The sequence below is a fragment of the Gilliamella sp. ESL0441 genome (genome assembly GCF_019469185.1).
Lineage (GTDB): Bacteria > Pseudomonadota > Gammaproteobacteria > Enterobacterales > Orbaceae > Gilliamella.
On record NZ_CP048264.1, the window covers coordinates 2,551,118 to 2,565,253 of the forward strand.

Consider the following 14,136-nt stretch of genomic DNA (forward strand, 5'->3'; position numbering starts at 1 on the left):
CTTTTAAGGAGTTCATATGCTATTTAACCGTAGACAGTTCTTTAAGATCTGCGCTGGTGGCATGGCAGGAACAACAGTTGCCACGCTTGGACTTGCTCCCAATGTGGCGCTTGCACAAACTCGCCAATTCAAATTATTAAAATCGAAAGAAACCCGCAATAACTGTACCTACTGTTCGGTTGGCTGTGGAATGTTACTTTATAGTCGAGGAGATGGAGCTAAAAATGCCGAATCTTCTATTTTTCATGTAGAAGGCGATCCTGATCATCCAGTTAGTCGTGGCTCACTCTGCCCAAAAGGTGCTGGGGTGCTAGACTATATCAAAAGTGAACAACGTGTTAAATATCCCGAATATCGTGCTCCTGGCTCTGATCAATGGCAACGTATCAGTTGGGATGAAGCGATTGATCGTATTGCTCGATTGATGAAAGAAGACCGAGATAAAAACTTTATCGACAAAAATGAACAAGGTACAACCGTGAATCGCTGGACATCAACCGGTTGGTTGGTCACTTCAGCTGCGAGTAATGAAACGGGTTGGTTAGCGTTCAAAATAGCTCGCTCATTAGGTATGCTAAGTCTTGAAACTCAAGCAAGGGTTTGTCATGGCCCGTCGGTATCTAGTCTTGCAGCAACGTATGGGCGTGGTGCGATGACAAATAACTGGAATGACATTAAAAATGCCAATGTCGTCATTGTTATGGGTGGAAATGCCGCTGAAGCTCATCCGGTTGGTTTTAAGTGGGCGATTGAAGCTAAAATCACAAATGGCGCTGAACTTATCGCTATTGATCCTCGTTTTCACCGCACGGCTTCGGTTGCCGATAAATATGTTCCGATTCGTGCAGGTTCGGATATTGCCTTCTTACTAGGTATTATTAATTATCTCATTACCCATAACGAAGTTAATTTTGAATATTTAGTCACACACAGTAACGCTAGCTTAATTGTGAGTGATGACTTTAATTTTGATGAAACTAGTGGTCTATTTAGTGGCTATAATGCTGATAATCGCCAATATGATCAAGCCAGTTGGACATATCAAAAAGATGAAAAAGGTTATGCGCTTCGAGATAAAACACTCACGCATCCACGCTGTGTTTGGAATCTGTTAAAACAACATGTAAGTCGATATACACCAGAAATGGTAAACAAAGTTACCGGAAGCCCGATAGACGGATTTTTACATGTTTGTCGCTCTCTTGCCAGCACGAAAACCAATGACCGAGCAGCAACATTTTTATATGCCTTAGGTTGGACACAACATACTTATGGTACCCAAATTATTCGTACTGCTGCCATGATTCAACTTATTTTAGGTAATGTGGGTGTCATGGGTGGGGGAATTAATGCCTTACGTGGACACTCAAATATTCAAGGTTTAACCGATGTCGGACTCTTATCCAATCGTTTACCTGCATATTTGGATTTACCTAAAGACTCGCAAGTTTCGCTTGAACAGTATTTGGATGAAAAAACCCCTAAACCGTTAGGTGCCAATGAGGTGAATTTCTGGGGTAACTATCCCAAATTCTTTATCAGTTTTATGAAAGCGATGTATGGTGATAAAGCGACTAAAGACAATCAGTGGGGATTTGATTGGTTACCTAAATGGGATAAAACTTACGATATCTTACGCTTTAGTAAAATGATGCGTGACGGTCAAGCTAATGGTTTTATTTGCCAAGGATTCAATCCACTTGCTGCCTTACCTGATAAAAATAGTATTCGTGAAGGTTTATCTAAACTCAAATTCTTGGTGAGCATTGACCCATTACCCACTGAAACAGCCGAATTTTGGAAAAATCATGGTGAGTCAAACGATGTCGATTCAAGCAAAATTCAAACCGAAGTCTTTCGATTACCGACTAACTGTTTCGCTGAAGAAAACGGTACGATTGTCAATTCATCTCGTTTATTGCAATGGCATTGGGCAGCAGCAAAGCCTCCTTATGAATCGCTATATGACCCCGAAATCATTTCACGTATCTTTCTAAGAATCAAAGAACTTTATGCTGAAGAAGGCGGTGCTTATCATGAACCAATTAATAATCTTTCTTGGGATTACCAAGATCCAGAAGGGCCAGCAGCAGAAGAATTAGCCCAAGAGTGTAATGGTCGTGCTCTTGCTGACCTTACGGATACCAACGGTAATGTGATTCTGAAAAAAGGTCAATTATTAAGTGGTTTTTCTCAGCTTAAAGATGATGGTACCACCTCTTCAGGTATCTGGATATTCTGTGGTTCGTGGACTGAACAAGGTAATTTAATGGCAAGACGTGATCCAACAGATCCATCTGGTAAAGGTATCCATGCAGGTTGGGCATGGTCATGGCCAATGAATCGACGTGTACTCTATAATCGGGCATCGGCAGATGAACACGGCAATCCATGGGATCCAAACCGAGTATTGATAAAATGGAATGGTTCTCATTGGGATGGCAATGATGTTGCTGACTTTACCGCTACCTTGTCTCCAAGTTCTGGTGCAGGCGCCTTTATTATGAATAACGATGGTTTAGGTGGATTATTCTGCTTAAATCGTCTGGTTGATGGGCCTTTCCCTGAGCACTACGAACCATTTGAAACGCCAATTACCAATAATCCGTTGCATCCAGAACAAATCAATAATCCGGTTGCTCGAGTATTTAAAGAAGATTTAGCGCGTTTAGGTTCAGCAGATGAATTTCCTTATGTGGGAACAACATACAGTATTACAGAGCATTTCCACTTTTGGACACAACACGCAAGATTGGCCTCAATTACGCAACCAGAACAATTTATCGAACTAAGCGAAAATCTTGCCAATAAAAAAGGAATCAAATTAGGCGACACCGTTAAAGTGACTTCGTATCGAGGCTATATAAAAGCGAAAGCGGTAGTAACTAAACGCTTGCCTACGTTAACGGTAGACGGTAAAGAGATCGAAACCATTGGAATCCCAATTGTTTGGGGATTCACTGGACAAACTAAGAAAGGATTTTTGGTCAATGAATTAACCCCTCATTTAGGTGATGCAAATTCACAAACGCCAGAATATAAATCATTCTTAGTTAACATCGAAAAAGTTACCACCGTGGCATAGGCAGGAGGATTAATTATGTCATTACAAACTCAAGATATTATTCGTCGTTCTGCAACTAATGATTTAACGCCTGCACCGCGAGCACGTGATTATCAACAAGAGGTGGCCAAATTAATTGATGTCACCACCTGTATTGGTTGTAAAGCATGCCAAGTCGCCTGTAGCGAATGGAATGACCTGCGAGCAGAAGTAGGCAATACGGTCGGTGTTTACGATAATCCCGCTGATTTGGAGTCTAAAGCATGGACGGTAATGCGCTATTCTGAAGTTGAAATTAACGGAAAATTTGAATGGCTAATTCGCAAAGATGGGTGTATGCACTGTTCTGAGCCTGGCTGTTTAAAATCTTGCCCTTCTGAAGGTGCTATCATTCAATATGCTAACGGAATAGTCGATTTTCAGTCGGAACATTGTATTGGTTGTGGCTATTGTGTAGCAGGTTGCCCGTTTAACATTCCTCGTATCAGTAACGAAGATAATCGAGCCTATAAATGTACTTTATGTGTTGACCGTGTTTCGGTTGGACAAGAGCCGGCTTGCGTTAAAACCTGCCCGACTGGAGCTATTCATTTCGGAACTAAACAAGATATGATTCAACATGCTGAGCACCGAATAGCCGATTTAAAAAAACGGGGATTTGAACATGCAGGGCTTTATAATCCTCAAGCGGTCAATGGAACGCATGTCATGTATGTATTACATCACGCTGATCAACCCGATCTGTATCACGGTTTGCCAGATGAACCCCATATCAGTGAACTGGTTAGATTCTGGAAAGGCCCTTGGAAACCACTTTCAGCTGCCGCCTTTATTGCTACTTTTGGAGGATTACTTTTCCATTACATGGGCGTCGGTGCAATTGAAGTAGACGAAGAAGATATCGAACAGGAAAAACAAGCGGATAAACAAGCAAGAAAACGGTTAGGATTACCTATTTTTGGTCGTAAAAATAGTGCCGACATACCACAAAAGGAGGAACATCATGAATAAAAAAGGAATGATTCTTAGAACACCACTTATTGTACGTTTTTGCCATTGGTGTATGGTGTGTCTTTTCATCTTAACGGCATTATCTGGTTTATCGTTATTTTTTCCGTCCATTAAACTATTTGGGCTTTTTCTTGGAACCCCTCAACTGGTTAGAGCGTTACATCCCCTAATTGGATGCATCGTCTTTATACTGCTGATGTTCATGTTTGTAAAGCTTGCTCATCATAATATCCCTAATAAAAATGATCTGTTATGGATCAAGAATTTTAAACACGTCATCATGGGCAAAGAAGAAGGTATACCCATTGGCAAATATAATGTTGGTCAGAAATTTTTATTTTGGTGTATCATGAGTTTAATCACTGTGTTATTCGTAACCGGTATGATTATGTGGCGAAGATATGTTTCAGATTATTTTTCAATTGAAATTGTTCGTATTGCAATCTTTTTCCACTCGTTTGCAGCTATTTGCTTAATCTTGCTCGCCATTGGTCATGCTTATATGGCTATCTGGGTTAAAGGTTCAATTAAAGGGATGATTACAGGGTATGTATCTCGAGCTTGGGCTCGAAAAAACCACTCTTCATGGTATGAAGAAGAAATGCAAAAAATCTATCAACAGGAACTGGAAGCAGATAAACCTGTAGACATAAAGCAAACAACAAAAGTCGAACAAAAAACAGCTTTATAGTTGTTTCTAAAATATATCTATCTTATCCGCTGATATTTATCAGCGGAATTATCTCAATCACTAAATCGATTATGGATAAAATAATCATGAATGGTAACCAATAATGAGTATAAAAATCATCCCACAAGTTCAACTTGAAAAACAAAATATCAATTCCGTTATCAGACAAATTCCCTTACTTTTTTATCCTTCACCAACAACGCTCTATTTGCATCGAGCTAACAGGCTAAAAGAATTAGCAAAAAATAGTCCATTAAGTGACTATCTCTGTTTTTGTGCTCAATTAGCGCAAACGCAAGCAGACTTAGTTAGCCAAAAACCACTAAATAAAGAGCTATTCGAGCCATTAAATAATGATTTACCGCCACTGAGTATAGAAAACTTTTCATTACCCTACTCTTGGCAGGATTATTTAAAGGCGTTATTACAATCATCATCAAATTTAACCGATCAGATTTCAATCGTGATTGAACAACTGAATAAAAACAGTATTGAGCAATTACAAAATAAAGCTTTGCATTTACTTAAAGGCGAATTCCACGCAGTTGATGGCAATGAAGCCGTATTTATTTGGTCTGCACTCTCTGTTTACTATAGCCAGCTAGCTAGCCAAATAAAAGGTAAAGCAGTATCCGAAAATAGTGATAAAAATTGGCTATGTCCCGTATGTAATAGCATGCCGGTTGCCAGCGTCATTCAACTGGGTGGTCATAATGGATTGCGTTATTTACATTGTAGTTTATGTGAGAGTGAATGGTATGTGCCAAGAGTAAAATGTACCAGCTGTGATAACATGAAAAATATTGAATATTTTTCGCTAGATAGTGAATTGTCAGCGACTAAAACAGAATGTTGTGATGCTTGCCACAGCTATTTAAAAATCTTTGATCAGGATAAAGATCCGCATATTGAAGTTGTTGCTGATGATATTGCCTCTTTAATACTTGATATCAAAACCGAAGAAGAAGGTTTTGCAAAAAGTGGTATCAATCCCTTTGTATTTGCACAATAAGAATTTTGCTTCTAATAAATTTAGAATTAACCTTGAATAGGTAACTGAACAATATTAGCAGCTATTTTTAGCTTTCTTTCATGAAAAGGAGGATTAAAAAAACAATAATCTGATTATTATATTCTTAATTTGTTTGAAATTTTAGCGTATTTTTATATTAATCAGATGATGCCTCATCCTTTTAAAAAATAAGAATGACAAAAAAGTCCAATTACACCTTAACATTTTGATTGAATCAGTTTAGAATAATACTATTGTACTAGTTTGCGAGTTTATTTTTATGAAACGCTTTTTTTTATTCAGTTGTTTGATGTTAATTACCCCTTTTATGTGTATAGCAAATACGGTAAAAAGTGTTGCCATAACTGCAATTGTTGAACATCCCTCACTAGATCAAATCCGAGATGGTGTAAAAGATGAATTAACAAGCAGTGGTTATATATTAAATGAAAATTTAACGGTTAAGTACAAAAGCGCCCAAGGCAGTAGCGCGACTGCAGCACAAATTGCCAGACAATTTATTGCCGATAAACCCGATGTTATCGTCGCTATTGCAACTCCAAGTGCACAAGCAACAGCCGCAGTAACTAAACAAATCCCACTCGTATTTGCAGGAATTACTGATCCCATTGCCGCAAAGCTAGTTAAAAATTGGGAACCAACCAATACCAATATTACGGGTGTATCTGATTTTCAAGAGATTGGGCCTCAAATCGACTTTATGAAAAAAATTGTCCCGAATGTAAAATCGGTAGGATACATCTACAGTCCAAGTGAAATCAATTCCACTGTGGTAATGAAAAATTTGAAAGCACAACTTGCAGAACAAAATATTTCATTGGTTGCAGTGCCCGCACAACGAACTGCGGATATTTCCACTGCGGCAAATTCGTTAAAAGGCAAAGTTGACTTGATTTATACGACAACCGATAACAATGTTGTATCTGCTTATGAATCATTAGTGAAATTTGCTAATGAAAACAAAATTCCTTTATTAGCATCTTTTCCTGATGCAATTGAAAGAGGCGCCGTTGCGGCTTATGGCATGAGTTATTATGATGTTGGTCGTCAATCAGGCAAACTTGTTGTTCGCATTTTGAATGGAGAAAAACCCGGCAGTATTGCGCCAGAAATTGGACAAGCATTACGACTGGTTATCAATATTGAAGCCGCGAAAAAACAAGGCGCAACATTATCGCCTGAAGTTATTCAGTCCGCTTATAAAGTCATTGGTGAATAACATAATCCCATTTATGCTTTGCTGAATCAATCAGCAGAGCATACCCCTATTATCAACAGAACTCGCTTACTCTCGAACGAATGATTATTTTCGTTTTTTTTATCTATAAAAGAAGCAAAATATACCCAATTTTTGTCGATTAAAAGTGCTTTACAATCACTAATCATAACAGATTGTAATTAAAAATTTACAGCTAAATAAAGTGATATTCCTAGAAAATTATTTAAATATGATTTATAGTAAACACATATTTATCTAAGTTGTAAAAAAATTATTACAAAGGTACCTATATGCGTAATCGTATTTGTAAACTTATTATGCTACTCTGTTTATCAACCCTTACTTTTTCATCGTTTGCTGATACAGCAAAGGAACAAAAGTATGTTGCTATTACAGCCATTGTTGAACATCCTGCATTAGATAATGTTCGAAGAGGGGTGGAAGATGAATTAAAAGATAATGGTTATATCAACGGTGAAAACTTAAAATTACAGTATGCCAGCGCTCAAGGCAGTAGTGCTAATGCTGTTCAAATCGCTAAACAATTTGCTGCGAATAAACCCGATGTGATTGTCGGAATTGCAACACCTAGCTCACAAGCTTTATTAGCGACGACTAAACGTATTCCAATCATTTTCACGGCTGTAACAGATCCCGTTGCCGCAAGATTAACCCCTAGTTGGGAAGCGTCAAAAACCAATGTGACCGGTGTTTCTGATGCACTACCGTTAGATGCGCAAATAGATATGATGTTAAAAATCAAACCAGATGCGAAAAACATTGGTTATGTCTATAGTCCTAGCGAAGTCAATTCAACTATTGTACTTAAACAATTACAATCAGCACTAGAAAAACGTGGTATGCAAATTATCGCAGCTCCTGCTCAACGTACTTCAGATATTTCTACAGCAGCAAGAAGTTTAAAAGGTAAAGTTGATCTGATTTATACCACTACCGATAACAATGTCGTTTCGGCTTACGAGTCTTTAGCAAAAGTCGCTAATGAAAGTAAAATACCTTTGTTAGCCTCCGATCCTGACTCAGCCGAACGCGGAGCCATCGCGGCCTTGGGAATGAGTTATTATGACTTAGGACGCCAAGCTGGTAAAATCGTTATCCGCATTCTTAATGGTGAAAAACCTGGCGATATTCCGCCACAAATAGGTAACATTACACAGTTAACAATCAATAAAAAAGCAGCTGAGCGACAAGGCGTCGTATTATCTGAAGATGTATTGAAATCAGCAACGAAGATTGTTGAATAGTTTTTTAATTTTATCACGATACCGCTAATATTAGCGGTTAATTTTAATAGGTTTTTTTCATGTCTTTTGAATTTTTAATAGGCTCGCTGGGAATTGGACTTATTTATGCCATTGTGAGCTTAGGTGTTTTTATATCTTTCCGTTTACTCGATTTTCCAGATCTAACAGCCGATGCCAGCTTCCCGTTAGGTGGCGCAGTATGTGGTTTATGTATTTATATTGGTATTGACCCTTGGATTGCCACACTTTTAGGTATGTTTGCGGGGTGTATCGCCGGTAGTTTGACTGGATTGCTTTATGTTAAGCTCAATATTTTGCAATTATTATCCAGTATTATTGTCATGATAGGTTTGTATTCAATCAATTTAAGGATATTAGGTCTTGGACGTTATATTACTCACGAAACAACTGAATATTCAGGATCACCGAATCTTGCGTTATTGGATGCGAAAACTATTTTTTCACCCTTTATTTCAGAAGACTACAGTAACCAATATATTATTCAATCCGTTATGGTTTTTGGCTTTGTTGTTGTGGTTTGGTTATTGCTACATTTATTTTTAAACACCCAAATGGGATTGGCATTGAGAGCTACCGGTACAAACCAAAGAATGGCTAGATCTCAAGGTGTCCCAACGGGCAGCATCACCATTTTAGGTATGGCTATTTCCAATGGCTTAATCGCATTAGGCGGTTCATTATTTGTGCAAACTCAGGGCAGTGCTGATATTACTATCGGTGTGGGGACAATCGTCATTGGTCTTGCTTCTATTATCATTGGTGAAAGTATCTTCCCAACAAAACGTATATGGGCAATTATGCTGGCAGTTATTCTAGGCGCTATTCTTTATCGTTTATTTATAGCTGTAGCACTTAGTAATGAGTTTTTGCACAAAATAGGTGTAGGCACAGAAGACTTAAATCTTATTACCGCAATATTGGTTGTACTTGCTCTTGTACTACCTAAGCAATTAAAAAAATACTCGAAAAAAAGAGGAAATAAACATGCTTAACGTTGAACAATTGCAATTAACCTTTAACCAAGGTACACCTATTGAAAATCACGTATTACGTGGCTTAAATTTAAATATAAAAGAAGGTGAGTTTGTTACGATTATTGGTAGTAATGGTGCGGGTAAAAGTTCGTTACTTAATATTATTAGCGGAGATTTACTTAGTGACTCAGGGCATGTCATCATCAATGGCAAAGATGTAACGCGTGTTCCTGCCTGGAAAAGAGCAGGAATGGTTGCCAGAGTGTTTCAAGATCCGATGGTGGGAACCTGTGAAAATTTAACCATCGAAGAAAATCTTGCTATTGCTTATAATCGTGGACGTTGTTTTACATTACGCCCTGCACTTAATCGCAAAATTCAGTCCATATTTAAGGAAAAGCTTGCGACTTTAAATTTAGGTCTCGAAAATCGTTTATCCGATATGATGGGGTTACTTTCAGGAGGACAAAGACAAGCAATAAGTTTATTGATGTCGACCTTACAGCCATCTAAAATTTTGTTACTCGATGAACACACCGCTGCACTTGATCCTAAAACAGCTCAATTCGTTCTAGATCTGACTAATGAAATAGTGGGCAAAAACCAGTTAACAACCATGATGGTAACACATTCAATGAAACAAGCTCTAGAATACGGAAACAGGACCGTAATGCTTCATCAGGGACAAGTCGTACTTGATGTTTCTGGTGAACAACGTGATAAGATGACAGTAAATGACTTATTAGCTATGTTTGAAAAAACACGCGGTGAAAAAGTTACCGACGATGCCTTACTTTTAGGTTAATATTAACAAACAAGCAATATTCCTTATTAGGAGTATTGCTTTCTCTTTTTGTCTGTCCAATCAAACTCTCCAAACTTTAAGCTCTTTCAATTACTCACACAATGTTATCAAAGCATACGCTACTTAAAGATCACTTTTCCATATTAATGGATGGTCAATAATAAAGTACCTTAGCTTATGCTTTTTTTAAATATTTAATCTACAGACATTAACTTCGATTCAATATCTTTCCAATAAAGAGCATAAATTTGACTCATTGTTATTATAGAGAGCACTTGGCTTGGCTATTCGCCAGTTAAGTGTTAACCATTTAATCTTTAATGGAATTTTATAATCAACAATCTAGTCTAAATAACAGATATGTTATTAGCATCAAACAAATTTATCACTCATTGGGCAGGTTAAATCTACAGATTAATATTTTTTATGCTATGAAAATTGAACTACGACATTACACTGATATAACAATAGATATTTAATGGAATTTTGTAATCGACGACTTAATGTAGATAATAGACATGTTATTAACATCAAACAAACTTATTAATATTTGTAATAAGTATTAGGTAGATCCAATCTGCTGTTTGATATTATTCATGAGATACCGCTTTAAATGGTTTATTAAAAGTGATTAATGAGCTCATTTCCAGACTATATCCCTCTCTGCTCTTCAATTACGTTGATTTTAATTTCTTAAATCATAGATAGCAAAAAAACCCAGCATCTCTGCTGGGCTCTCGCACTTATTTAAAAGTCTGGCGGCACCCTACTCTCACATGGGTAATACCCACACTACCATCGGCACTACGGCGTTTCACTTCTGAGTTCGGCATGGGGTCAGGTGGGACCACCGCGCTATTACCGCCAGACATATCCTGTCTTCTCTTTCTCTATTGATGTACATTATCTCATCTTTACATCAATTCCTCAATCCGGAACAAACTGTTTCTACAATATTCAATCACCTTCCGATGATTTTCTCTTCTCTCTATTCGCATAATCCCAAAACAACTCCGAGTTGTAAGGTTAAGACTCTCGGTTCATTAGTATCAGTTAGCTCAATGTATCACTACACTTACACACCTGACCTATCTACGTCTTAGTCTCAAACGGACCTTACTGATTCTCATCAGGGAAAACTCATCTCGAGGCTAGTTTCGTACTTAGATGCTTTCAGCACTTATCTATTCCGCACGTAGCTACCGGGCAATGCAATTGGCATCACAACCCGTACACCAGCGGTGCGTTCACTTCGGTCCTCTCGTACTAGAAGCAAACCCTCTCAATTTTCCTACGCCCATGGCAGATAGGGACCGAACTGTCTCACGACGTTCTAAACCCAGCTCGCGTACCACTTTAAACGGCGAACAGCCGTACCCTTGGGACCTACTTCAGCCCCAGGATGTGATGAGCCGACATCGAGGTGCCAAACACCGCCGTCGATATGAACTCTTGGGCGGTATCAGCCTGTTATCCCCGGAGTACCTTTTATCCGTTGAGCGATGGCCCTTCCATTCAGAACCACCGGATCACTATGACCTACTTTCGTACCTGCTCGAGCCGTCACTCTCGCAGTCAAGCTAGCTTTTGCCATTGCACTAACCTCCTGATGTCCGACCAGGATTAGCTAACCTTCGTGCTCCTCCGTTACTCTTTGGGAGGAGACCGCCCCAGTCAAACTACCCACCAGACAGTGTCCCTTACCTCGATTCAGAAGTATAGGTTAGAACATCAAACATTAAAGGGTGGTATTTCAAGGATGACTCCACACACACTGGCGTGCATGCTTCAAAGTCTCCCACCTATCCTACACATTAAGGCTCAATGTTCACTGTCAAGCTATAGTAAAGGTTCACGGGGTCTTTCCGTCTTGCCACGGGTACACCGCATCTTCACGGCGATTTCAATTTCACTGAGTCTCGGGTGGAGACAGCCTGGCCATCATTACGCCATTCGTGCAGGTCGGAACTTACCCGACAAGGAATTTCGCTACCTTAGGACCGTTATAGTTACGGCCGCCGTTTACTGGGGCTTCGATCAAGAGCTTCTGCTTACGCATAACCCCATCAATTAACCTTCCAGCACCGGGCAGGCGTCACACCGTATACGTCCACTTTCGTGTTTGCACAGTGCTGTGTTTTTATTAAACAGTTGCAGCCAGCTGGTATCTTCGACTGACTTCTCCTCCATCCGCATGGGACTTCAATTACCATCAGCGTGCCTTCTCCCGAAGTTACGGCACCATTTTGCCTAGTTCCTTCACCCGAGTTCTCTCAAGCGCCTGAGTATTCTCTACCTGACCACCTGTGTCGGTTTCGGGTACGATTAACTATAACCTGAAGCTTAGAGGATTTTCCTGGAAGCAGGGCATCAATTACTTCACTACCTTAGTAGCTCGTCATCACGCCTCAGGGTCTCAGTGACCGGATTTGCCTAATCACACCCCTACACGCTTAACCCACCATCCAATAGGTGGTAAACCTAGCCTTCTTCGTCCCCCCATCGCAGTTATAGCCAGTACGGGAATATTAACCCGTTTCCCATCAGATACGCCCTTCGGCCTCTCCTTAGGGGTCGACTCACCCTGCCCCGATTAACGTTGGACAGGAACCCTTGGTCTTCCGGCGAGCGGGCTTTTCACCCGCTTTATCGTTACTTATGTCAGCATTCGCACTTCTGATACCTCCAGCATGCCTCACAACACACCTTCTACGGCTTACAGAACGCTCCCCTACCCAATACACTTACGTGCACTGCCGCAGCTTCGGTGCATAGTTTTAGCCCCGTTACATCTTCCGCGCAGGCCGACTCGACTAGTGAGCTATTACGCTTTCTTTAAATGATGGCTGCTTCTAAGCCAACATCCTAGCTGTCTAAGCCTTCCCACTTCGTTTCCCACTTAACTATGACTTGGGGACCTTAGCTGGCGGTCTGGGTTGTTTCCCTCTTCACGACGAACGTTAGCACCCGCCGTGTGTCTCCCATGATTAAACTTGTCAGTATTCGGAGTTTGCATCGGGTTGGTAAGCCGGGATGGCCCCCTAGCCGAAACAGTGCTCTACCCCCAACAGTTATACATGAGGCGCTACCTAAATAGCTTTCGGGGAGAACCAGCTATCTCCCGGTTTGATTGGCCTTTCACCCCCAGCCACAGGTCATCCGCTAATTTTTCAACATTAGTCGGTTCGGTCCTCCAGTTAGTGTTAACCAACCTTCAACCTGCCCATGGCTAGATCACCGGGTTTCGGGTCTATACCCTGCAACTTAACGCACAGTTAATACTCGGTTTCCCTTCGGCTCCCCTATTCGGTTAACCTTGCTACAGAATATAAGTCGCTGACCCATTATACAAAAGGTACGCAGTCACACATACCCAACGGTACATGCTCCCACTGATTGTACGTACACGGTTTCAGGGTCTATTTCACTCCCCTCCCGGGGTTCTTTTCGCCTTTCCCTCACGGTACTGGTTCACTATCGGTCAATCAGGAGTATTTAGCCTTGGAGGATGGTCCCCCCATATTCAGACAGGATATCACGTGTCCCGCCCTACTCTTCAAGCTTCCACATAATCCATCTTCGTGTACGGGACTTTCACCCTCTGTCGTGCGACTTTCCAGACGCTTCCACTGATACATTATGCTACCCGCTTTGGGCTCCTCCCCTTTCGCTCGCCGCTACTAGGGGAATCTCGGTTGATTTCTTTTCCTCGGGGTACTTAGATGTTTCAGTTCTCCCGGTTCGCCTCATCTGACTATGTATTCATCAGATGATAGTGCAGTCACCTGCACTGGGTTTCCCCATTCGGACATCGACGGCTATAACGCCTTTTATCGGCTCACCGTCGCTTTTCGCAGATTAACACGTCCTTCTTCGCCTCTGATTGCCTAGGCATCCACCGTGTACGCTTAATTTCTTAACCTTACAACTCACAGTTGTCTTGGTTTCTATTACGCTTTTTTCTCTTTTCTACTTCATAACATCCATACTTTCGTATCAATGCCTTCCGTAAAAACGAGAACTCGTTTCTTTCAGCTTGTTCCTAATTGTTAA

Annotated in this window: 8 protein-coding genes and 2 rRNA genes; 8 read left to right on the top strand and 2 right to left on the bottom strand. The window is 40.3% G+C overall.

The window, feature by feature from the left end; translation table 11 throughout:
- The first annotated feature begins 16 nt into the window (after nt 1–16).
- The 8 genes from fdnG to GYM75_RS11365 all read left to right on the top strand — a co-directional run bounded on the left by fdnG (nt 17) and on the right by GYM75_RS11365 (nt 10,083).
- Nucleotides 17–3,085 (top strand): formate dehydrogenase-N subunit alpha, encoded by a 3,069-nt coding sequence (gene fdnG / locus GYM75_RS11330; protein WP_220216037.1) that lies wholly within the window; start codon nt 17–19, stop codon nt 3,083–3,085.
- A 15-nt stretch (nt 3,086–3,100) separates the two neighbouring features.
- A complete protein-coding gene (gene fdxH / locus GYM75_RS11335) occupies nt 3,101–4,075 on the top strand; it encodes a formate dehydrogenase subunit beta (protein WP_220216038.1) in 975 nt (324 codons plus the stop codon).
- Nucleotides 4,068–4,766, top strand: coding sequence for a formate dehydrogenase subunit gamma (locus GYM75_RS11340; protein WP_220216039.1), 699 nt, complete (start codon nt 4,068–4,070; stop codon nt 4,764–4,766). Before fdxH ends, GYM75_RS11340 begins: the two co-directional genes overlap by 8 nt.
- 103 nt (nt 4,767–4,869) lie before the next feature.
- A complete protein-coding gene (gene fdhE, locus GYM75_RS11345) occupies nt 4,870–5,778 on the top strand; it encodes a formate dehydrogenase accessory protein FdhE (protein WP_220216040.1) in 909 nt (302 codons plus the stop codon).
- Between the two features lie 280 nt (nt 5,779–6,058).
- Nucleotides 6,059–7,018 carry an ABC transporter substrate-binding protein gene (locus tag GYM75_RS11350; protein WP_220216041.1) on the top strand — a complete coding sequence of 320 codons (960 nt, stop codon included), beginning with the start codon at nt 6,059–6,061 and terminating at the stop codon, nt 7,016–7,018.
- Nucleotides 7,019–7,308: 290 nt separating this feature from the next.
- On the top strand, nt 7,309–8,283 hold the full coding sequence (locus GYM75_RS11355) for an ABC transporter substrate-binding protein (RefSeq protein WP_220216042.1): 975 nt from the start codon (nt 7,309–7,311) through the stop codon (nt 8,281–8,283).
- A 59-nt stretch (nt 8,284–8,342) separates the two neighbouring features.
- Nucleotides 8,343–9,296 (top strand): ABC transporter permease, encoded by a 954-nt coding sequence (locus tag GYM75_RS11360; protein WP_220216043.1) that lies wholly within the window; start codon nt 8,343–8,345, stop codon nt 9,294–9,296.
- Nucleotides 9,289–10,083 carry an ABC transporter ATP-binding protein gene (locus tag GYM75_RS11365; RefSeq protein ID WP_220216044.1) on the top strand — a complete coding sequence of 265 codons (795 nt, stop codon included), beginning with the start codon at nt 9,289–9,291 and terminating at the stop codon, nt 10,081–10,083. The genes GYM75_RS11360 and GYM75_RS11365 overlap by 8 nt, the downstream gene beginning before the upstream one ends.
- A gap of 753 nt (nt 10,084–10,836) precedes the next feature.
- Here the strand turns inward: GYM75_RS11365 and rrf are convergent.
- Both rrf and GYM75_RS11375 read right to left on the bottom strand, forming a co-directional pair.
- Nucleotides 10,837–10,952: ribosomal RNA gene (rrf, locus tag GYM75_RS11370) — 5S ribosomal RNA — on the bottom strand.
- Between the two features lie 153 nt (nt 10,953–11,105).
- Nucleotides 11,106–14,005: ribosomal RNA gene (locus GYM75_RS11375) — 23S ribosomal RNA — on the bottom strand.
- Nucleotides 14,006–14,136: the final 131 nt, after the last annotated feature.